Source organism: Saccharopolyspora sp. 6M (assembly GCF_020176775.1).
GTDB lineage: Bacteria > Actinomycetota > Actinomycetes > Mycobacteriales > Pseudonocardiaceae > Saccharopolyspora_C > Saccharopolyspora_C gregorii.
The window spans coordinates 25930-46455 of sequence record NZ_JAIUJZ010000097.1; the positions used below are offsets into that span (position 1 = coordinate 25930).

At 70.0% G+C, this 20526-nt stretch carries 17 protein-coding genes, 3 tRNA genes and 2 pseudogenes; 12 read left to right on the forward strand and 10 right to left on the reverse strand.

What is annotated here, in order from left to right; translation table 11 throughout:
• Positions 1-30: 30 nt before the first annotated feature.
• A tRNA-Leu gene (locus LCD31_RS14905) sits at positions 31-116 on the reverse strand.
• A 221-nt stretch (positions 117-337) separates the two neighbouring features.
• Here LCD31_RS14905 and LCD31_RS14910 point away from each other — a divergent pair.
• From LCD31_RS14910 to pknB, 7 genes and pseudogenes are all read left to right on the forward strand, one after another.
• A complete protein-coding gene (locus LCD31_RS14910) occupies positions 338-1633 on the forward strand; it encodes a DUF3662 and FHA domain-containing protein (protein WP_308011283.1) in 1296 nt (431 codons plus the stop codon).
• A 46-nt stretch (positions 1634-1679) separates the two neighbouring features.
• Complete coding sequence (locus LCD31_RS14915) at positions 1680-2144, forward strand: FHA domain-containing protein (RefSeq protein WP_184483956.1); 465 nt, start codon at positions 1680-1682, stop codon at positions 2142-2144.
• The gene (locus LCD31_RS14920; protein WP_224958822.1) at positions 2141-3553 is read left to right on the forward strand and encodes a PP2C family serine/threonine-protein phosphatase; all 1413 of its coding nucleotides are present in this window, start codon (positions 2141-2143) and stop codon (positions 3551-3553) included. The genes LCD31_RS14915 and LCD31_RS14920 overlap by 4 nt, the downstream gene beginning before the upstream one ends.
• Positions 3553-4965: an FtsW/RodA/SpoVE family cell cycle protein gene (locus LCD31_RS14925; protein ID WP_224958823.1), complete on the forward strand. Its 1413-nt coding sequence runs from the start codon at positions 3553-3555 to the stop codon at positions 4963-4965. The genes LCD31_RS14920 and LCD31_RS14925 overlap by 1 nt, the downstream gene beginning before the upstream one ends.
• Positions 4962-6413 carry a penicillin-binding protein 2 gene (locus tag LCD31_RS14930; RefSeq protein WP_224958824.1) on the forward strand — a complete coding sequence of 484 codons (1452 nt, stop codon included), beginning with the start codon at positions 4962-4964 and terminating at the stop codon, positions 6411-6413. The genes LCD31_RS14925 and LCD31_RS14930 overlap by 4 nt, the downstream gene beginning before the upstream one ends.
• A gap of 4 nt (positions 6414-6417) precedes the next feature.
• Positions 6418-7614, forward strand: a pseudogene (locus LCD31_RS14935) (protein kinase); the annotation flags it as partial.
• 470 nt (positions 7615-8084) lie between these two features.
• Positions 8085-10070: a Stk1 family PASTA domain-containing Ser/Thr kinase gene (pknB, locus tag LCD31_RS14940; protein WP_224958825.1), complete on the forward strand. Its 1986-nt coding sequence runs from the start codon at positions 8085-8087 to the stop codon at positions 10068-10070.
• A gap of 139 nt (positions 10071-10209) precedes the next feature.
• Here the strand turns inward: pknB and LCD31_RS14945 are convergent, their stop codons facing one another.
• Genes LCD31_RS14945 through LCD31_RS14955 form a run of 3 tightly spaced genes read right to left on the reverse strand, consistent with a single transcriptional unit; the run spans position 10210 to position 11833 of the window.
• Positions 10210-10854, reverse strand: coding sequence for an aminodeoxychorismate/anthranilate synthase component II (locus LCD31_RS14945; protein WP_224958826.1), 645 nt, complete (start codon positions 10852-10854; stop codon positions 10210-10212).
• 23 nt (positions 10855-10877) lie between these two features.
• Positions 10878-11033, reverse strand: coding sequence for a hypothetical protein (locus LCD31_RS14950; RefSeq protein ID WP_224958827.1), 156 nt, complete (start codon positions 11031-11033; stop codon positions 10878-10880).
• Complete coding sequence (locus tag LCD31_RS14955; RefSeq protein ID WP_224958828.1) at positions 11033-11833, reverse strand: class E sortase; 801 nt, start codon at positions 11831-11833, stop codon at positions 11033-11035. Before LCD31_RS14955 ends, LCD31_RS14950 begins: the two co-directional genes overlap by 1 nt.
• A gap of 269 nt (positions 11834-12102) precedes the next feature.
• Between LCD31_RS14955 and crgA the strand changes: the two genes are divergently transcribed.
• Together crgA and LCD31_RS14965 are read left to right on the forward strand one after the other, a co-directional pair.
• Entirely contained in the window at positions 12103-12369 is a 267-nt protein-coding gene (gene crgA, locus LCD31_RS14960) for a cell division protein CrgA (RefSeq protein WP_224958829.1), read from the forward strand.
• A gap of 136 nt (positions 12370-12505) precedes the next feature.
• The gene (locus LCD31_RS14965) at positions 12506-12916 is read left to right on the forward strand and encodes a PH domain-containing protein (protein WP_224958831.1); all 411 of its coding nucleotides are present in this window, start codon (positions 12506-12508) and stop codon (positions 12914-12916) included.
• Between the two features lie 3 nt (positions 12917-12919).
• On the opposite strand, the gene LCD31_RS14970 is transcribed toward LCD31_RS14965, so the two are convergent.
• Both LCD31_RS14970 and LCD31_RS14975 read right to left on the reverse strand, forming a co-directional pair.
• Positions 12920-13828 carry a rhomboid family intramembrane serine protease gene (locus LCD31_RS14970; protein ID WP_224958833.1) on the reverse strand — a complete coding sequence of 303 codons (909 nt, stop codon included), beginning with the start codon at positions 13826-13828 and terminating at the stop codon, positions 12920-12922.
• Position 13829: 1 nt separating this feature from the next.
• The gene (locus LCD31_RS14975) at positions 13830-14384 is read right to left on the reverse strand and encodes a peptidylprolyl isomerase (protein ID WP_224958834.1); all 555 of its coding nucleotides are present in this window, start codon (positions 14382-14384) and stop codon (positions 13830-13832) included.
• A gap of 126 nt (positions 14385-14510) precedes the next feature.
• Between LCD31_RS14975 and LCD31_RS14980 the strand changes: the two genes are divergently transcribed.
• Together LCD31_RS14980 and LCD31_RS14985 are read left to right on the forward strand one after the other, a co-directional pair.
• On the forward strand, positions 14511-15095 hold the full coding sequence (locus tag LCD31_RS14980) for a hypothetical protein (RefSeq protein WP_224958836.1): 585 nt from the start codon (positions 14511-14513) through the stop codon (positions 15093-15095).
• 84 nt (positions 15096-15179) lie between these two features.
• Positions 15180-15680, forward strand: coding sequence for an SRPBCC family protein (locus tag LCD31_RS14985; RefSeq protein WP_224958838.1), 501 nt, complete (start codon positions 15180-15182; stop codon positions 15678-15680).
• A 38-nt stretch (positions 15681-15718) separates the two neighbouring features.
• Here LCD31_RS14985 and LCD31_RS14990 read toward each other — a convergent pair whose 3' ends face one another.
• A complete protein-coding gene (locus LCD31_RS14990; protein WP_224958839.1) occupies positions 15719-16939 on the reverse strand; it encodes an aromatic acid/H+ symport family MFS transporter in 1221 nt (406 codons plus the stop codon).
• A 971-nt stretch (positions 16940-17910) separates the two neighbouring features.
• Between LCD31_RS14990 and dacB the strand changes: the two genes are divergently transcribed.
• The gene (gene dacB / locus LCD31_RS14995) at positions 17911-19419 is read left to right on the forward strand and encodes a D-alanyl-D-alanine carboxypeptidase/D-alanyl-D-alanine-endopeptidase (RefSeq protein ID WP_224958840.1); all 1509 of its coding nucleotides are present in this window, start codon (positions 17911-17913) and stop codon (positions 19417-19419) included.
• Between the two features lie 460 nt (positions 19420-19879).
• Here dacB and LCD31_RS15000 read toward each other — a convergent pair.
• The 3 genes and pseudogenes from LCD31_RS15000 to LCD31_RS15010 all read right to left on the reverse strand — a co-directional run bounded on the left by LCD31_RS15000 (position 19880) and on the right by LCD31_RS15010 (position 20338).
• A tRNA-Ala gene (locus tag LCD31_RS15000) sits at positions 19880-19952 on the reverse strand.
• A 131-nt stretch (positions 19953-20083) separates the two neighbouring features.
• Positions 20084-20191 (reverse strand): annotated as a pseudogene (locus LCD31_RS15005) (DLW-39 family protein); the annotation flags it as partial.
• A 73-nt stretch (positions 20192-20264) separates the two neighbouring features.
• Positions 20265-20338 (reverse strand) — tRNA-Ile (locus tag LCD31_RS15010).
• Between the last annotated feature and the right edge of the window lie 188 nt (positions 20339-20526).

Here is a 20526-nt window from a genome sequence, read left to right on the forward strand (position 1 = left end):
AGGCCCCCGGTTGAACGGGGGGCCTTTCGCTGGTGGGCGAGGAGGGAGTTGAACCCTCACGTCCTTACGGACACACGGACCTGAACCGTGCGCGTCTGCCATTCCGCCACTCGCCCGTGGCTTGGTCGAAGCTTATCCTGCCCGCTTCGGCCGTCTGCACCGGGGTCCGTTCCACCTGACTGGTGTTCCGCGCCCCCGTCGTGCTGGCTGGGAAAGATTAGCACCCCGCCGGAGGTGACTTTCAGCGGGGGTGGCACGAGTTGGGAACTGGTCGGTGTCCCGCCCCGTTGACCCAGATACGATGGGTGCCGGAGTCGTACGCGTGGAGGGGATTGTCGTGGGCCTCGTGCAGCGCTTCGAGCGCAAGCTCGAAGGCATGGTCGGCAATGGCTTCGCGCGCGTGTTCGGCGGGAAGGTGGTCCCGCAAGAGGTCGCGCAGGACCTGCAGCGTGAGGCTGAGGTCCAGCTGCGGGAGCTCGCGGGGGGCCGCCTGCTGGCGTGCAACCACTACGTGGTGCTCCTCAGCCCGTCCGACCACGAACGGCTCACCGGTGATGAGGCCCGGGTGACCGACCTCCTCACCGACTGCGTTCAGGAGCACCTCACCGAGCAGGGGTGGGACACATATGGTGACGTCGTAGTCTCCCTGGAGCGCTCTGAGACGCTGCACACGGGACAGTTTCGTATCAAGTCGTCAGTCGACCCCGACATCAATCGGCGGACGGCAAACCCTCGTACCGCAGGAGACCGACCCATGAGCCAGCCACCCGGCCACTACCCCCAGGGAGATCCGTACGGCCAGCAGCAGGGGCAGTACGGCTACGACCAGGGCTACGGCCAAGGTCAATACGGGCAGGACCCCAACTACGGCTACGGCCAGCAGCCCGGTTACGACCAGGGCTACGGCCAGCAGCAGCAGCCTGGCTACGGCCAGCAGCCGCCGCAGCCGGGTTACGACCAGGGCTACGGACAGCAGCCGGGTTACGGGCAGCAGCCCGGCTACGACCAGGGCTACGGGCAGCAGCCCGGTTACGACCAGGGCTACGGCCAGCCCCAGCCGGGGTACGGCCAGCCCCCGCAGCCGGGTGGCGGTTACCCGCCGAGCACCCCGGGCGGTTTCCCGCAGCAGCCCGGCTACGACCAGGGCTACGGCCAGCCGCAGGGCTACGACCCCGGTTACGGGCAGCAGCCCGGTTACGACCAGGGCCAGGGTTACGGCCAGCAGCAGCCCGGTTTCGACCAGGGCTATGCTCAGCCGCCGCAGCCGGGTTTCGACCAGGGCTACGGACAGCCCGGTGGGGCCTACCCGCCGAGCGCTCCGGGTGGCTACCCGGAGGCGCGCCAGCAGACGGCGATGCTGCAGCTCGACGACGGTTCCAACCGCTCGTACACGCTGCAGCACGGCTCGAACGTGATCGGTCGCGGTCAGGAAGGCCAGTTCCGGCTCCCTGACACCGGTGTGTCCCGCAAGCACATCGAGATCACCTGGGACGGCATGTCCGCGATGCTGGCGGATCTCGGTTCGACCAACGGCACCACGGTCAACGGCACCCCGGTGCAGACTTGGCAGCTGGCGGACGGGGACGTGATCCGCGTCGGCCACTCCTCGTTGGTGTTCCGCAGCCAGGGCTGACCCGTCGGTCCCGGCTCACAAGACGGAGTAGGAGCGTTCACAACAAGTGCCAGAGCTGGTGATTCAGCTGACCAGAGCAGGGTTCCTAGCCCTGCTCTGGTTGTTCGTGCTGGCCGCGCTTCGCGTGGTTCGCTCCGATCTGTATTCCGCCTCCGGCATGCGGGTGTCGATGCCGGGGGCGGGCAAGACGTCGAGCAAGCAGGCCCGCGGCAAGAGCAAGGCGCCACGGCAGATGGTCGTGACGCACGGTCCCCTCGCGGGCACCCGCATCTCGCTCGAAGGTCGGCCGATCATGATCGGCCGGGCCGACGACTCCACGTTGGTGCTGGACGACGACTTCGCGTCGACCCGGCATGCTCGGTTGTCGCTCCGCGGCACCGACTGGTACGTGGAGGATTTAGGCTCCACTAACGGCACATACCTCGATCGGGCGAAGGTCACGGGAGCCACGAAGGTCCCGCTCGGCGTTCCGATCAAAATCGGCAAGACGGTGATCGAGCTGCGCTCATGACCCTCGTCCTTCACTACGCTGCCCGCAGCGACCGCGGCCTGGTGCGCTCGAACAACCAGGACTCGGTCTACGCCGGCCCACGACTTCTCGCCCTCGCGGACGGCATGGGAGGCCATGCCGCCGGTGAGGTCGCCAGCAAGGTCGTCATCGCGGCCCTAGCGCCGCTCGACGACGACGAACCCGGTGACGACCTGCTCGGACACCTCCGCCAAGCGGTGCTGTCCGGCAACGGTGCGATCTCCGAGCTCGTCTCCCAGGACCCCGACCTCGACGGCATGGGGACCACGCTGACCGCGGTGCTGTTCGCGGGAAGCAAGCTGGGGCTGGTGCACATCGGCGACTCCCGCGCCTACATGGTGCGCGACGGCGAGCTATCCCAGATAACCCACGACGACACCTTCGTCCAGTCGCTGATCGACGAGGGCCGGATCACCGAGGAGGAGGCCGCCAACCATCCGCAGCGCTCGTTGCTGCTGAAGGCGTTGACCGGCCACGAGGTCGAGCCCAGCCTCGCCGTGCGCGAGGCCCGGGCGGGCGACCGCTACCTGCTCTGCTCCGACGGCCTCACCGGTCCGGTCAGCGAGGAGACGATGGCCGACGCCCTGCGGATCCCCGATCCGCAGGCCTGCGCCGACCGCATGATCGAGATGGCGTTGCGCGGCGGTGGCCCCGACAACGTCACCGTGATCATCGCGGACGTCGTGGACGTCGAATTCGGCGAGGACGCCCCGATCGTCGGCGGCGCCGCGGGAAACGGAGAGGAGGATCCGCAGCCGGACTCTTCGGCGGCCCGCGCGAGCGCGGCCACCATGCCGAAGCCACAACCGCAGCGGTACGAAACAGCCCCCCCTCCTGACCAGGGCACGCACCGGCGAGGCTGGCTGCGTGCACTCTTCGTCGTAGCCGCCGCGATCGTCGTGCTCGTGGGAGCGGGCCTGGTCGGGCGCTGGTGGCTGCTCCAGCAGTACTACATCGGCGTCAACGAGGCCGACGACGTGGTGATCTTCCAGGGCCTCCAGGGCAGCGTCCTCGGCGTGTCGCTGCGCTGGCAGGTCGAGGATTCCTGCCCGGAGGGCTCCGCACCGGACTGCCAGCCGATCGGCATCAACGATCTGCAGGAAGCCCGGCGCACCGACGTGCGCAGCGGCATCACCGACGTGGACGGGCTCGACTCCGCGCGCGACGCGATGCGGCGGCTGCGGATGACCGCGCTGCTGCCGCAGTGCGAGGAACCCGACCCGGCTCCCCCGGTGAACTCGCCCTCGACGCCGCCGGAACCACCCGCGCCCCCGGGGCAGACCACGGAGCCGGGCGAACCGTCCGCACCCGGTGCTCCCCCGTCGCCGACCGACACACCGCTGGCGTCGGCTGAGCAGACTCCCGGGGTCACCTGTCGGACGGTGAGCTGATGTCCCAGCCGGGCACGTCCGCCGAAAGCACCTCCGGCTCGAACACGGCCTCGTCGGGCGACACCCGGCGGGGCACCGAGCTGTTCCTGCTGGTGTGCAGCGCGGCGATCGTCACCTTCGCGCTGATGCTGGTCGAGATCAGCCAGGAGAACACGATCACGCGCCAGCTGTTCATCTACGGCGCCGCGTACCTCGCGCTGTTCGGTGGCGCGCACGTCGCGGTGCGCAAGTGGGCTCCGTACGCGGACCCGCTGATGCTGCCGCTGGTCGCGCTGCTCAACGGCCTCGGGCTGGTGATGATCCACCGGATCGACATCGCCAAGGAGACCGAGTACGCGGTGCGGCAGATCGCGTGGCTGACGCTGAGCCTCGTCCTGTTCGCGCTGGTGCTGGCCTTCATCAAGGACCACCGCGTACTGGCGAAGTACAGCTTCACCTGCGGTTTCGTCGGGCTCGTGCTGCTCGCGCTGCCCGGCCTGCTGCCGAGCGCCATCTCCGAGGTGAACGGCGCCAAGCTGTGGATCAAGTTCGGGCCGCTCGGGCAGGTTCAGCCGAGCGAGTTCGCCAAGATCCTCCTGATGATCTTCTTCGCGTCCTTCCTGGTGTCCAAGCGCGAGCTGTTCACCACCGCCGGCCGCAAGTTCCTCAACGTGGAGCTGCCGCGGCCGCGGGACCTGATGCCGATGCTGGTGGCCTGGGTCGCCGCGATCGGCATCGGCGTGCTGGAGAAGGACCTGGGCACGTCGCTGCTGTTCTTCGGCATCGTGCTGGTGATGCTCTACATCGCCACCGAGCGCGCCATCTGGGTCGTGCTGGGGCTCTCGCTGTTCGCCCTCGGCGCGGTCCTCGCCTGGCAGACCGTGACCCGCGTGCAGTCCCGGGTGAACGTGTGGCTGGACCCGCTTTACCACGACGACGGCTACCAGCTCAAGCAGGCGCTGTACGGCCTGGGCAGCGGTGGTATCGGTGGAACCGGCCTGGGCAACGGCAACCCGGAGATCGTGCCGTTCTCCAACAGCGACTTCATCATCACGTCGATGGGTGAAGAGCTCGGGTTGGTAGGCCTGATCGCGATCTTCCTGATGTACCTGCTGCTGATGATGCGCGGCTTGCGGAGCGCGCTCGCGGTGCGGGACTCGTTCGGCAAGCTGTTCGGCGGGGGCCTCTCGTTCACCGTCGCGCTGCAGCTGTTCGTGGTGGCGGGCGGTGTGACCGGGCTGATCCCGCTGACGGGTCTGACCGCGCCGTTCCTCGCCTACGGCGGCTCGTCGCTGCTGGCGAACTACATCCTGATCGCCATGCTGCTGCGCATCTCGGACGCGGCCCGCAGGCCGCAGACCCCGGCGAAGCCGAAGCCGCAGCAGGCCCCGATCGCCGAAGCACACACCGAATTGGTGGAACGTCCCCGATGAACAAGCCGCTCCGACGAGTCGCCCTGGCCATGATGGCCATGGTGCTGCTGCTGATGGCCAACGTGACCTACGTGCAGGTCATCCAGGCCGACGACCTGCGTCACGGGCCGGGCAACAGCCGCACCCAGCGGGCCGAGTACGCCAAGCAGCGCGGTCAGATCATCGCGGGCGGCCAGTCGCTGGCGAACTCGGTGGAGAGCGGCGACGAGCTGAAGTTCCAGCGCACGTACCCGAACGGGCCGCTGTACGCGCCCGTCACCGGGTTCGACTCGCCGACCTACGGTTCCAACGGGATCGAGCGGGCGATGGACTCCATCCTCAACGGGTCCGACGACAGCCTCGCGTTCAACCGGCTCTCCGACATGATCACCGGTCGGGCGCCCGCCGGCGGTGACGTGGAGCTGACCATCAACCCGGCGATGCAGAAGGTCGCCTACGACGAGCTGACCAGCAAGGGCTTCCAGGGTTCGGTGGTCGCGCTGAACCCGAAGACCGGCGAGATCCTCAGCATGGTCAACTCCCCGTCGTACGACCCGAGCCCGCTGGCCTCGCACGACAACAACGTCGCCGCCGAGCACTGGCAGGCGATGGAGAACGCGGACGGTTCGCCGATGAGCAACCGCTCCGTCTCCGAGATCTACCCGCCCGGTTCGACGTTCAAGCTGATCACCACGGCGGCCGCGCTGGACGACGGCTACCAGCCGAACTCGACGGTCACCGACGCGGCTTCGATCACGCTGCCGGGCACCAGCACCAAGCTGCCGAACTACGGCGGCAACACCTGCAAGGGCAACACGCTGACCGAGGCGCTGGCGCACTCCTGCAACACCGCGTTCGCCGAGATCGCGGGCAAGGTCGGCGCCGACAAGCTGCGCGAGACCGCGGCCAAGTTCGGCTTCAGCAACGACCTGCAGATCCCGATGACGGTCGCCAAGTCCGACCTCGGGCCGATGTCCGACGACGCCTCGCTGTACCAGAGCGGCATCGGCCAGCGCGACGTCCGCGTCACCCCGATGCAGAACGCGATGATGGCCGCGGCCATCGCCAACGGCGGCAAGCTGATGAAGCCGCAGCTGGTCAAGAGCACGCGGGCCCCCGACATGGAGGTCATCGACGAGCTCAAGCCGGAGCAGATGAGCCAGGCCGTCAGCTCCACCGTGGCCGACCAGATCCGCGCGATGATGCTCAAGTCGGAGCAGTACACCAAGGGCTCCGGCAAGATCTCCGGGATCGACATCGCCTCCAAGACCGGTACGGCCCAGCACGGCGACGCCGCCGACAAGCCGCACGGGTGGTACGTGGCGTTCGCCCCGGCCGAGGACCCGAAGATCGCGGTGGCGGTGATCGTCGAGAACGGCGGCGACGAGGGCGCGGAGGCCACCGGTGGCTCGCTCGCGGCCCCCATCGGCCGCGAGGTGATCCGGGCGGGCCTCCAGGGAGGTGGCTGATCCCGTGCTGACCTCCGGCCAGTTGCTCGCCGACCGGTACCGGCTGGGTCGGCGCATCGCCGTGGGCGGAATGGGCGAGGTGTGGGAGGCCGTCGACGTCCGGTTGGACCGGACCGTCGCGGTGAAGGTGCTCAAACCGGAGCTGTGCGGAGACGCCGAGTTCCTGCACCGCTTCCGCACCGAAGCCCGCACCACCGCCTCGCTGAACCACCCCGGCATCGCCGCCGTGCACGACTACGGCGAGACCGCCGCCATCCCGGACGGGCCGGAGGACACCGCCTACCTGGTGATGGAACTCGTCGAAGGGGAACCGCTGGCGGCCGTGCTGGCCCGCGAGGGCCGGATCGCCGTCGAGCACACCCTGGACATGCTGGAGCAGGCGGGCAACGCGCTGCAGGCCGCGCACGAACGCGGCCTGGTGCACCGCGACGTCAAGCCCGGCAACATCCTGATCACCCCGACCGGCACGGTGAAGCTCACCGACTTCGGCATCGCCAAGGCCGCCGACGCGGCGCCGGTGACCCGTTCCGGGATGGTGATGGGCACCGCGCACTACATCGCGCCCGAGCAGGCGCTGGGCAGCGAGGCAAGCCCGTCCAGCGACGTGTATTCGCTGGCCGTGGTGGGTTACGAATGTCTCAAGGGGCACCGGCCGTTCCTGTCCGACAACGCGGTTACCGTCGCGATGATGCACATCCGTGAAGTGGCCCCGCCGCTTCCGCCGGACGTGCCGCCGGGCGCTCGCGCGTTGATCGAGGCGACGCTGGTGAAGGATCCGCGCAGGCGCTACGGCGCAGGCGGTGAGTTCGCGAAGGCGGTCGCCGCGGTCCGCGCCGGATTACCGCTGCCGACACCTGCCGCGATGGTCGTCCATCAGCAGGCACCGAGGAATGTGGGGGCACCCGCGGGCGGCGTGCCCCCGCTGCATGTCGGGCAGCCGTCGCCGCAGCAGCCACCGATGGGCGGCACCTACCCGCCCGGCATCATCCCGCCGCAGGGCCGGATGCCCGCGGCGCCGCAGCTGCCGCACCAGTCCGGGCCGCCGACCTCCGGGATCCCGGTGGCCGCGCCGTACCCGCAGGCGCAGTCGCAGCCGAAGCAGGCCCGCGCCGGGTTGTGGATCGTGCTGGCGCTCGCCGGCCTGGTGCTGCTGGTGCTGCTCGGATTCGGCCTCTGGTACCTGCTGCCCGCGTCCGGTGGTCCGGCGGCGCTGCTGGTCGCCGGTGCGCCGCGGCTGCGCGCGCGGGACGACCGGCGACGCCCGGGTCGTCCGATGGGAGTACCGGAATCCGCCGCGGGCGGCTCTGCGACCATGGGGGTCACTCGCGTGGACCCGCAGCGGTGGGCCGGGAAGCGGACGCTTCTAGATTCTTCGGACCAGATCCGACAGACTGCGCTACGGAAAACCGGTCCGGAACGCGCGCGCCACCACGGCGCCGCGCTCCGGCGGCCGGAACGGCGTCGGTCCCACCGCTGCCGGGTCGGTCTCGGCAACGGCTGGATCGGTGCCGAGACGCGTGCCGCAGCGGTCGGGTTCGCATTCGACGGTTCCGGCACACCGAAGTCGGGTACACACCGCGCGGTTCATCGCCACCGGACGGCGGCGATCTGCAGTGCGCAGCGGGTCGGCATGATGGGACGATCATTGACAAAGATCGGGACGACGCATCGATGAGCTCACCGCGACTTCTCAACAACCGCTACGAAATCGGGGACACGCTCGGTTACGGCGGTATGTCGGAGGTCCACCGCGGCCGGGACATCCGGCTGGGGCGGGACGTGGCGGTCAAGGTACTGCGTGCCGACCTGGCCCGGGACCCCACGTTCCAACTCCGGTTCCGCCGCGAGGCGCAGAACGCCGCCGCGTTGAACCACCCGGCGATCGTCGCCGTCTACGACACCGGTGAGACGGACACCGAAGAGGACCAGCTCCCGTACATCGTCATGGAGTACGTGGACGGCCGGACGCTGCGCGACATCGTCAAGTCCGAGGGTCCGCTGCCGCCGCGCCGTGCGATGGAGGTCATGGCGGACGCGTCGGCGGCGCTGGACTTCAGCCACCGGCACGGGATCGTGCACCGCGACGTGAAGCCGGCCAACATCATGATCACCCGCTCCGGCGCGGTGAAGGTGATGGACTTCGGCATCGCCCGGGCGCTGGCCGACGGCCAGGCCGCGGTCACCCAGACCGCCGCGGTGATCGGGACCGCCCAGTACCTGTCGCCGGAGCAGGCGCGCGGCGAGTCCGTCGACGCCCGCTCCGACGTGTACGCCGCGGGCTGCGTGCTGTTCGAGCTGCTGACCTCGGAGCCGCCGTTCACCGGTGACTCCCCCGTCGCGGTCGCCTACCAGCACGTGCGGGAGGACCCGCGCAAGCCGTCCGACGTGAACCCGACGGTGCCCGCCTCGCTGGACGCGGTGGTGCTCAAGGCGCTCAGCAAGAACCCGGCGAACCGGTACCAGTCGGCCGCGGAGATGCGCGCCGACCTGGTGCGGGTGCTGTCCGGCCAGCGCCCCAAGGCTCCGATGATCATGTCGGAGGAGGACCGCACCTCGATGATGGCGCCGCCCGCGGCGACCGAGGTGTTCAGCCCCGGCAGGCACCGCTCCGCGGAGCGCCACACCGGCTCCACGGCGACCGTGGCCGCCGCCGACTACGACGACGGCAAGCGCCGCCGGAACTGGTTGATCGCACTGGTCACGCTGGCCTGCGTCGGCGTGTTCATCCTGGTGGCGTGGCTGGCGACGACGTTCTTCGCGCAATCCGACGAACCGCGCAAGGAAGCCGTCCCGCCGCTGGAAGGCATGACGATGAGCGCGGCCCGCTCGCAGCTCAACGCCGGCAACTGGCTGTTCGACGTCAGCCCGCAGAAGTGCGAGTCCACCGCCGAGCAGCTCGGCACCGTGGTCAAGGTGACCCCGGCGGCCGGCACCCAGGTGGTGAAGAAGGAGCAGCGGCTCCAGCTCTGCGAGGGCGGCGGACCCGCGATCGTCAGCGTCCCCGACCTGTACGGCAAGGAGAAGAGCGAGGCCTCCACGCTGCTGCGCGACCAGGGCCTGGTGCTGGGCCTGGACGACGACGAGGTCGAGGTCGAGGACTCCAACCTGGTCGGCAAGATCGTCGACTGGGAGAGCAAGGACGGCTCCGTCGCCCGCGGCACCACCATCAACGTGACCGTCGGCAAGGAGGTCGCGAAGACGCAGGTCCCGGACGTGCGCACGCTCTCCTACGAGCAGGCGAAGGCCACCCTGGAACCGGCGGGCTTCAAGATCCAGCGCGAGGAGCGGGACTCCGACCAGGACGCGGGCACGGTGATCGACCAGAACCCGTCGCCGGGCACCAGCGTCAAGAAGGGTTCCGAGATCACGCTGGTCGTGTCCAACGGCGCCCAGCTCACGATGCCGCCGCTGACCGGCAAGTCCAAGGACGAGGCGGAGCAGGCCCTCAAGGCGATGGGCTGGAACGGCAGCATCAAGGAGGAAGAGGTCGAGACCGACGACCTGAGCAAGGACGACCAGGTCATCGGCAGCTCGCCCGGCTCCGGCCAGAAGATCGGCAAGAACCAGACGGTGACCTTGCAGATCGGCAAGTACGACGCCAACCCGAGCACCAGCAACCCGCCGACCTCCGACGGGTTCTTCCCCGGATTCGGTTGAAGGGGCCCTCGGGACTGAGGCACCGGTGCCCGGAGGCACGGTTCGCGCGCTCGCGCGGGCCGCGACCTCCGGGCACCGCTACGTTCCGGGCGGTTTCACGTGGAACGGTCGTCCACGCAGGTCAGCGCACTCCGAACGATCAAGAACGCTGCGCGGCGGCGGCGAGCGAGCGCATTCCGCGCTCCAGCTCGTCCACCAGTTCCGCCTGCGGCGGGTGCCCGGCGGCGGTCATCCAGTTCGCCAGCATCCGGTGCCCGCCGTCGGTGAGCACGGACTCGGGGTGGAACTGCACGCCTTCGACGGGCAGCTCGCGGTGCCGCATGCCCATCACGATGCCGTCGGCGGTGCGCGCGGTGACCTCGAAGTCGTCCGGCACGCTCACCGCCCGCACGATCAGCGAGTGGTAGCGGGTCGCGACGAACGGCTGCGGCAGGCCGGCGAACACGCCCGCACCGAAGTGCTCGATCAGCGAGGTCTTGCCGTGCAGCAGCTCCGGCGCGCGTTCCACGACACCGCCCCAGGTGGCGCCGATCGCCTGGTGCCCGAGGCACACCCCGAACAGCGGGCGCCGGTCGCGGGCGCAGGTCCGGACGAACTCCATCGACCGGCCGGCCCGGTCCGGTGTGCCAGGCCCGGGGCTGAGCAGGACGCCGTCGGACCAGGCCACGTCCTCGTCGGTCACGGCGTCGTTGCGCCGCACCGCGCAGTCCGCGCCGAGCTGGGCGAGGTACTGCACGAGGTTGTAGACGAAGCTGTCGTAGTTGTCGACGACGAGTACGCGCACCCCACCAGCCTACCGGCGAGGCATCACACGGTGGTGACGTCGTTGAACGGCAGCAGCGGCTCCAGCCACGGGAAGACCACGAACAGCAGCAACGCCACGACCGCGAGCACCAGCACGACCGCCTCGACGAGCTTCACCGGCAGCGGGCCCGGCAGGTGCCGCCAGATCCAGTGGTACATCAGGACTCCTCGAGCTCCGCGGGGCGCAGGTCCCGGTGCACCGGGTCCTTCGGGTACTGCTTGACCAGCAAGCCGTGCACGATCAGCCGCTGCGCCGCGGACCACCGCGGGTGGCAGGTGGTGAGGGTGATCAACCGGGTCTGCTGCTCGCGCGGGAGCTCCTCGCGCGGGCGCCACGGCACCGGGTAGATCACTTCGCCCTGCTCCGGGCGGACGATCTCCTGCCCGACCAGGCCCTGGTACGGCCCGCCGATCGGCGCGACGCCCGCGCAGCGCGGGGCGGCCGCCGGGCCCCACCCCGCGACCTGGTCGCGCATCGGCAGCACCCGGTACACGTACCAGTCGGTCGCGGTCTCCACGACGATCGCGTCGCAGGCGGCCAGCCGGTCGAGGTCGCCGAACGGCGCGCCCTTGCCGATGCGGTGCCCGGCGATGGCCAGGTTGCCCTGCTCACCGGGCAGCGCCGTGCCGGTGTAGTGGCCGGGTCCCGCGGCGAGGGTCGTCGCGTCGGTGCCCTCCAGCACGGTGTAGCGGAAGTCGGGGCCGAGCGCCGGGATGTGCAGCTCGGCGAACCCCTCCCCCTCCGCGGCGGGCGCGGCGGAGGCCGCGGGGCGCTCCCACTCGACGCGCAGCCGCTCGCTCGCCTCCGCCTGCCTGCGGGCGCTGGTCCAATCGGTGACGTACACGGCGTAGAAGACGAACAGCAGGAACACCAGACCGAGGGTGATCAACACCTCGCCGGTGATGCGGATGCCGCCGCGCAGCCGCTCACCTCGGCGATCCGGGGGCGGAGCGGTCACCACCTCAGACGATTCCAACGGTATCCCTCTCATCACGACCCGCTCCGCACCGCGCAGGGGTGTTCGGTCGGGCGCGCGATTACGTTAACGTGTGAGTGGACAACGAGACGCGTCGTGATCGGTTCCGCTGTTGTGGCCAGGCCCGCTCCGATACGTCGACCCGGGCCGTCCCGGCGCGGCGAACCGGTAGAGCGGCGGCCGTCGGCCGGTCCCGGCGCGTTCACCGAACGCGAGCAGGGCTGCGGCCCGCACCACCTGGCGAGGACACCATGCCGAAGTCAAAGGTCCGCAAGAAGGACTCCGCTGCCACCCCGGTGGACCGCCGCACGCCGGTGAAGGCGAAGTCGGTCGGCCCGTCGCACCCGATCTACGTGGTCGTGATGCTCGGCGTGATGCTGATCGGCCTGCTCTGGCTGGTGGTGAACTACCTGGCCGGCGAGCAGATCCCGTTCATGACCGAGCTGGGGCCGTGGAACTTCGCGGTCGGGTTCGCGTTCATCATCGTCGGTCTGCTGATGACCATGCGGTGGCGCTGACGCGCTCCCCCGTCCGGGCGGAGCGGTTCACGCGCACGTGCGGCCGAGTCACCGAACCACACGCGTGTAACTCATCCCCAGTGTGGACAACTCCTGTGGACAACTCCGTTCGGCCCAGGTGCGGGACACTGGCGAGGTGGATGTGAACACCGTGCGCGAGTGGTCCGCTCCCCTGGGCCTGGTCACCTGCGGTTGGGCGCTGGCCGCCTGCAGCGCCGTGTGGTGGTGGCTCGCCGAGACGCCGTCCGACCGGTTGTTCGTCGGGCTGCTCGTCGTCGTGCTGGCCGTCGCCGCGGGCTCCGGCAGCCTGCTGCGCCCCCGGTTGCGCGCCGACCCGTCCGGGATCGCGCTGCGCGGCTTCACCGGGACCCGGTACCACCCGTGGGCGCAGGTGCGGGTCGAGGTGCGGTCGCGGCAGCGCTTCGGGCTGAGCACGTCGACGCTGGAACTGGACACCGAGTCCGGTGAGCTCGTCGTCCTCGGGAAGCTGGACCTCGGCGAGGACCCGCAGGACGTGGCCGACGCCCTGGACGTGCTGCGCGGCTGACGTTCAGCCGCCGAAGCAGCGGTCGGCGATGCAGTGGATCGGGCCCATCGACAGGTCCCGGGTCACCACCACGACGACCAGCAGGAGCAGCAGTCCGCCGAGCGCCGCGGCCTGCACCGGCACCCGGCGCTCCCGCGGCGCGTACACCAGCGCCGCCGTCGCGGCCGCGCCCAGCGCCAACCCGCCGAGGTGCCCGAGCAGCGAGATGCCCGGGATGGAGATGCTCAGCACGATGTTCAGGGCGATCACGATGAGCACCGGCCGCAGGCTCACCTTCAGCCGCAGCGCCGCGATCGCGATCCCACCCATCAGCCCGTAGACCGCACCGGACGCACCGGCGACCGGCTGGTCCGCGGCGCCGAGCAGGAACACCAGCGCGCTGCCGCCGAGCAGCGACAGGAAGTAGACGGCGGTGAAGCGCAACCGCCCGAGCACCGTCTCCAGGTCCCGCCCGATGATCCACAGCGCCACCATGTTCATCAGCAGGTGGATCGGACCGATGTGCAGGAAACCGGAGCTCAGCAGGCGGATCCACTGCCCGCCCGCGACGCCCACCGGCCACAGCGAGAACTGGTAGAAGACCTCGGAGGCCGCGTTGTTCTGGATGCTGCCCGCCTGGAACGCCATCGCGGCGAACGCCAGCACGTTCAGCACGATCAGCACCGGCACCACGACGGGCTTCGCGTTGATCCGCGCCCCGGCGACGGTCACGGCCTCCCGGCCGCCGCGGGAGCTCTGCGCCAGGCAGTCCACGCAGTGGTAGCCGACGGAGGCCTCGCGGAGGCAGTCCGGGCAGGCCGGGCGCTCGCAACGCGTGCAGCGCAGCCCGGTCGGCCGGTCCGGGTGGCGGGCGCACCCGGGCAGGGGCGCCGCTTCCTCCGGACCGGCCGGTTGACCGGGTGGAACGCTCATGTCACTCGCCGAGCTCCACGGAGACCTTCTCGATGACGATGTCGGTGAGCGGGCGGTCCTGCGCGCCGGTCGCGGTGTGCGCGATGGCGTCCACGACCTCGCGGGACTCCTGGTCGGCGACCTCGCCGAAGATGGTGTGCTTGTAGTTCAGGTGCGGCGTGCGCGCGACCGTGATGAAGAACTGCGAACCGTTCATGTTCGGCCGGCCCGGGTTGGCCATGCCCAGCACGTACGGCTTGTCGAACTGCAGCTCCGGGTGGAACTCGTCGACGAACTCGTACCCGGGGCCGCCACGGCCGGTGCCGGTCGGGTCCCCGGTCTGGATCATGAAGCCGTCGATGACCCGGTGGAAGATCACGCCGTCGTAGAACGGGCCGGAACGCTCACCGCGGGCGTTCGGGCTCGTGTACTCCTTGGTCCCTTCGGCGAGCCCCACGAAGTTGCCCACCGTTTTCGGCGCCTGGTTCGGGAAGAGGTTGATCCGGATGTCGCCCTGCGAGGTGTGCAGGGTCGCGGTCACGGTCTTCCCGACGAGCGATCCGTTGTCTTCAGCCACGCACCCATCCTGCCATCGGAAAGCGGGAACCACGTGCCTGGGTGCAGTATTGGTGGTGATCGTCGCGTGCCGGATACGGTTCGGCACGGCAGGACGACCGGTGAACGCCGGCCAAGGAGGCACACGATGGACGAGGTGGAGGCGATGGCCCGAACTGGTGAGAACGTGGGCAGGGCGGTCGGCACGGGGGTGCGCACCGCGCGCGAAGGTGCCGTCCGAGCGGGCAAGTACGGTCGCACGGCGACCAAGCAGGCGATCGCCCGCGCGGAACAGGAGCTGACCGAGCGGGGCCTGGCCCCGGAGCACCTGCCGGAGCTGCTCGCCCAGAAGGCCACCGGGCTCTCCCGCGATGACCTCGCCGAGCGCGGCCGCAAGGCCCGCAAGCAGTGGGAGAAGACCCGCAAGGACTGGGACAAGAAGACCGCCAAGTCGCGCAAACGGCTGGCGAAGAACGCCGAGCAAGCCCGCAAGGAGCTCGCGAAGAACGCCGACCAGGCGCGCAAGGAGCTCGCGGCCCGCATCGACCCGGCACCGAAGTCGCGCCGCAAGTGGCCGTGGGTGCTGCTGGTGCTGGCCGCGCTGGGCGGGGTGGCCGTGGTGGCGCTGTCGCGCCGCCCGGAGGAGCTGCCGATCGCCGAGGCCGAGGACTTCCCGACCCACGAGGACGGGCTCTCCCGCAACCCCGACGCGCGTCCCGACGCGGACCGCTGAGCACGTGCCGACGCGGCGGTGCCCTCCGGGGCGCCGCCGCGTTCACGGCTCCACGCACCACCCGTACGGGGTACTGTCGATCTAGTGACTCATGACGACACCCCCCGGTTGGACCTGCAGCACTCGACCTCCGTCGCCGCACCGCCGGAACGGATCTACCCGCTGATCAGCGACATCACCCGGTACGGCGAGTGGAGCCCGGAGAGCACCGGCGGTGAATGGCTGTCCGGCACGCCCGGTGAGGTCGGCTCCCGGTTCCGCGGGGACAACGGCAACGGCGAACGCACCTGGTCCAGCGAGTGCGAGGTGCTTGTCGCCGAGCAAGACCGCCGCTTCGCGTTCGGTGTGCTGCCCGGTTCGGAGCGGCCCGACAACTCCGTGTGGTCCTTCGAGATCGAGCCGGAGGGCTCGGGTTCCCGGCTCACCCAGCGGTACGTGATGCAGGCGCTGACCGCGCCGATCCAGGAGTTCCTCTCCCAGCAGGAGGACGGCGGCGCCCAGTTCGTCGAGACCCGCACCGCGCAGCTGAAGGATGCGCTGCGCCAGACCGTGGACGGCATCAAGAAGGCCGCTGAGCAGGGCTGAGCAGCACCGGTGGCGCCGTGCGGGAGCGGCGCCACCGCTCACCCGCGTCCCGGCGCCCGCACCAGGGCGATGCCGAGCGCTCCCAGCACCCCGACGGCCGCGTACGCGTAGAAGCCCCACGGGTACGCGATGCCCGCGGTGAGCAGCGCCCCACCGAGCAGCGGCCCGCAGATCGCGCCGATGCGTCCCACACCCGCGGACCAGCCGAGCCCGGTGGCCCTGGTCTCCGCCGGGTAGGCGCGGCCGATGAACGCGTACACCAGCACCTGCGCGCTGAACACGAAGCTGCCCGCGACGAAGACCGCCGCGTACACACCGGCCTCCGGCAACCGGATGCTGAGCGCGGCGAGGAACACCGCGGCCGCGAGGAACCAGCCGATCGTCACCGTCCTGATCCCGGCCCGGTCCGCCACGAACCCGGCGACGACGAGCCCGAACACCGCGCCCAGGTTCAGCGCGAGCAGCAGTCCCAGCGCCGCCCCCAGCGGATAACCGGCCACCCGCATGATCTCCGGCAGCCAGGTGTTGAGGCCGTACACCAGCAGCAGGCCCATGAACGAGGCCGCCCAGAACGCCAGCGTGCTGCGCGCGAACCCGCCGCGGAACAGGCCGGCGACGGTGTCCAGCCCGCCGCGCACCCCGGCTCCCGCCGTCGCCGAACGCCGGAACGACTCCGACTCGGGCAGGTACCGCACCATCAGCGGGACCAGCACCAGCGCGGGCGCCGCGCCGAACAGGAACATCGACCGCCAGCCCAGCGCGGGCAGCACCAGGATGCCGAGAACGGCGGTGAGGATCGCGCCCACGTGGTACCCGGTCATGATCGTGGTGCTGGCGGCACCGTTGCGTCCGGGCCGCGCGTGCTCGGTGACCAGCGCGATCGCGGTCGGCACGCAGCCGCCGAGACCGAGCCCGGCGAGGAACCGCAGCACCCCGAACACCAGCAACGAGGGCGCCACCGCGCACAGCGCGGTGAGCAGCGAGAAGCCGGCGACGGACACCATCAGCGCGGTGCGGCGGCCGATCACGTCGGTGACGGTGCCGAAGCCCAGCGCCCCGATCGCCATCCCGAGCAGCCCGGCGGTGGACGCGAGCGAGGCCGTCGCCGGGGTGAGCCCCCACTGCCCCTGGTCGAGCAGCACCGGCAGCACGCTGCCCAGCACCACCAGGTCGAACCCGTCGAGCAGCACCGCGCTCCAGCACAGCGGCACCACCCACCCGGCGTGAGCGACACGTCCGGCGCCGGTTCCGGTAGCCACGCCAGGCCCCCTTCGACGGTTGATCAGGTAATCGACCTCACACCTGCTGCCGACGCATCGTGCCCGCCGGCTCACCCGCCACAACGCCGCCCCTTCCACTCACCGAAAACCCACTGCCTGGCCCGTTGGACCGAACCGCTCGGTCGATACCAGCGCCTTCCAAGGAACACACGACCTCGCCCCGTTGCGGATCTGCGGGGAGTCACCCCTTCAGAACAACGACGCTCGGGAAAGTCGAGACCCACAGGCAGAACCCGATTCATTCCTCCCTCCGAGTGGGGGCTGTGCTCGGTATTGATCATGCTGTCCTGATCGTGCGGTGACGCCGGAGGCGTTAATGCGAGTTCTCCCTTTGGTCGTGGTGTTCGCTGAGATATGGGGGGAGCGCCATGCCATGATCGGCGACGTACGACTTGCAGAGCTGAGGCGAACGCCGTCTGGTCGATGTCGGCGGAATATCGGCCAGTTCGTTGTCGTCGAGGCGCACTGGCTTGAGAGGGACCCGTGGAAATCCCACCGCAGCGATGCACTCGCGGTGGGCCCTGCGCACGTGGCCCGGCCGACCGCGACAAGGCTCGCCATGAGGACGGCGGTCCGCCTCCGCGAGGGATGTCCGCATGGCGCACGGCGAGCCCCAGCGCACCGACTACCGAATCTCCGGCCTGGATGACACCACCAGCCCGCGTGAGCTCGTGGAACTGGCCGAAAGCCGGTGACGAACTCGAACAGGGCCTCGGACCGCACCATCTCGGTGGCTGCGGGACGACGGGCCGGTACCGCCACATGAAGCTACGACCACAAGCTCCCGCGCCGGCCGGACCCGGTACGCAGTCCCGCGAGAACCGCGCACCCTGCTCACCGTCCGGACCGGCGTCTGCCGTCAACCTCGCCAACCCAACGAGCAAGGAGGCGCGATGCGTCGATGGGTGTCCGTTCTAGTTCTGTTACTGCTCGGCTTCGTCGTCGGGCCGGTGACTTCCGCACCGATCGCATCGGCTTCGGCCGAAGCCGATGCGCTACGGGGTGATCTGGACAAGATCCTGGCCGATCCACGCCTGACCGATGCCCATGCGGGAGTGGTGGTGCGGGATCCGGAGACCGATGAGGTGCTCTACGACAAGCAGGCCGAGGCGCCGGTGACACCTGCCTCGAACGCGAAGCTGCTCACCTCGGCGGCGGCCCTGGAGGAACTGGGCCCGGACTACCGGTTCAACACCCAGGTGCAGGCCGCCGCGCCGCGAGACGGATCGGTGCTGCGCGGTGACCTGTACCTGCGCGGCACTGGTGATCCGACGATGCGGCCCGCCGATTACGACCGGCTGGCCGAACAGGTCGCGGCGTCCGGCGTGCGGACCGTGCAGGGCCGGTTGCTGACCGATGACACTTGGTTCGACAACGTGCGGCTGGGCACCGGCTGGGACCCGGCCGACGAGCCGTACCCCTACGCGGCCCCGATCTCGGCGCTGACGGTCGCCCCGAACGAGGATTTCGACGCCGGCACCGTCCAGCTGCGCGTGTCCCCGACGCCGGTGGGCGCCCCGGTTCAGGTCGCAACGGAGCCCGCGACCGACGCCGTGCGGCTCGACGTGCAGGCCACGACCGGGCAGCCCGATTCGCCTTCGACCTTGCAGGTGACTCGCGAGCAGGGCAGCGACCGGGTCATCGTGTCGGGCTCGTTGCCTGCGGGCTCCGAGCCGGTGGAGGAACTCACCACCGTCCCCGACCCCACCGCCTACGCGGGGGACGTGTTCGCCCGCGCACTCCGCGCGCACGGCGTCGAGGTCGCCGAAACCGGTTCCGGCGTGGTTCCGGCGGACGCGGACGTACTCGCCGAACACGAGTCGATGCCGCTGCGCGAGCTGCTCACCCCGTTCCTGAAGCTGAGCAACAACGGTCACGCCGAGGTGCTGACGAAGGCGATGGGCAGGCAAGCTCGCGGCGAGGGCTCGTGGCCCGCCGGAATCGAGGTGATCACCGAGCGGCTCGCCGGGCTCGGGTTGGATCCGGCCGCACTGCACCTCGTCGACGGCTCCGGGCTCTCGCCGATGGACGAAGTCTCGCCGGAGCAGTTGACGTTGTTGCTGGACAACGCACGGCAACGCCCGTGGTTCGCGGATTTCCACGCAGCGCTGCCAGTGGCGGGAGACGCGGACAAGTTGGTCGGCGGCACGCTGCGCAACCGGATGGGTGACACGGCGGCCGCGGGCAACGTGCACGCGAAGACCGGCTCACTCACCGGTGCGACCGCGCTCTCCGGCTACGTCACCGCCGCGAACGGGCGTCCGCTGGTGTTCTCGGTGATCTTCAACGACTACCGGGACGCTGCGCCGAACGATCTCCAAGATGCGATCGCCGTGCGGCTGGCCGAGCACTCGGGCGCGGACGAACAATCGCGCCGCCCGACCACCGTGCTCAAGAAGATCGTTCCGGCCGCGGGCGCTGATTCGGGCTTGGAATGCTCTTGGATCAAGTCCTGCTGACCAAGAGTGACTGACCAGCTGGTGTCAAGGGTTCGGCATCTGGCGTCACCGCGCCGCCGAGTTCGTACCCTTGACACCAGCTCTTGACCGTTGTGGAGGTCGACAGGATGGGGACGTGCCCGGACGCAGCTGCCGCGCACAGCCCCATCCTGTTGGTCTGCCAGCCCGGCGGGGACATCTCTTCCACCTCGTAACGCACGGCCGCGGCCGTGCGTGCCCCGGATGTGCCCAAGCCGGATCATGAAAAAAGACCAGGTGCATGACCTGGTCTCACGAGGTGAAAGTTGCGGGAGCTCACTCGAGCACCGAGCCGTTGATCAGTGCGCGGATCGAGAACGCTCCCCAGCGAAAGACACCGACGAACCTCGACCACCGCACTGTGCGGGCCTACGGGACCCGACCCCCGTACAAGCAAAAAGGAGCCGCGACGACACGCTAGCGTCGACCAGACTCCTCGGAGTGGAGACGAGGGGAATCGAACCCCTAACCCCCGCCTTGCAAAGGCGGTGCTCTGCCAATTGAGCTACGTCCCCGTTGGTGCCGGAGCACCGGGCCGCCGGATCTCTGCGTCTGCTCCGAGCGTACTCAGGCGACCACATCAGGGTCGAGCGCAGAGCCCCGCGACCACTGGGGCCGACGGCGAGCCGGAGGCTCACACCTCGCCGGCGGTGGCCTCGCGCCAGAGGTCGGCCTCGGCCTTGGCGGCGCGGTTGCGGCGGACGACGAACAGAACGGCACCGGCAACGACGGCGAGTGCGAGAAGCTTCTTCATTTCCGGTCGCCTCCTAGAACGGGGCACCCGCGGAACCGCGGGCAATCGGGAGAACATCCTTGAACAGGAAGGGTGGGCCTAGAAGGACTTGAACCTTCGACCTCTTCGTTATCAGCGAAGCGCTCTAACCGCCTGAGCTATAGGCCCTTGGTGTGACTCGAAGATTACACGACGCCCGTGCGAGTCCACGCAGGGGGGTCCCGGCGGGGGGGGGGGGGGGGGGGCCCCCCCCCCCCCCCCCCCCCCCCCCCCCCCCTCGACGTTGACGGTGCCGCCGCCGCGCATGTCCCGCGGCGCCCACGTCTGCTGCAGCAGCGAGTGCGGCGGGTCCAGCA

Excerpts from the sequence above, each read along its gene's own strand:
- LCD31_RS14930 (WP_224958824.1), top strand. The coding sequence starts at position 4,962 with ATGAACAAGCCGCTCCGACGAGTCGCCCTGGCCATGATGGCCATGGTG.
- LCD31_RS14970 (WP_224958833.1), bottom strand. The coding sequence starts at position 13,828 with ATGAGCGTTCCACCCGGTCAACCGGCCGGTCCGGAGGAAGCGGCGCCC.
- LCD31_RS14980 (WP_224958836.1), top strand. The coding sequence starts at position 14,511 with ATGGACGAGGTGGAGGCGATGGCCCGAACTGGTGAGAACGTGGGCAGG.
- pknB (WP_224958825.1), top strand. The coding sequence starts at position 8,085 with ATGAGCTCACCGCGACTTCTCAACAACCGCTACGAAATCGGGGACACG.
- LCD31_RS14925 (WP_224958823.1), top strand. The coding sequence starts at position 3,553 with ATGTCCCAGCCGGGCACGTCCGCCGAAAGCACCTCCGGCTCGAACACG.
- crgA (WP_224958829.1), top strand. The coding sequence starts at position 12,103 with ATGCCGAAGTCAAAGGTCCGCAAGAAGGACTCCGCTGCCACCCCGGTG.
- LCD31_RS14920 (WP_224958822.1), top strand. The coding sequence starts at position 2,141 with ATGACCCTCGTCCTTCACTACGCTGCCCGCAGCGACCGCGGCCTGGTG.
- LCD31_RS14950 (WP_224958827.1), bottom strand. The coding sequence starts at position 11,033 with ATGTACCACTGGATCTGGCGGCACCTGCCGGGCCCGCTGCCGGTGAAG.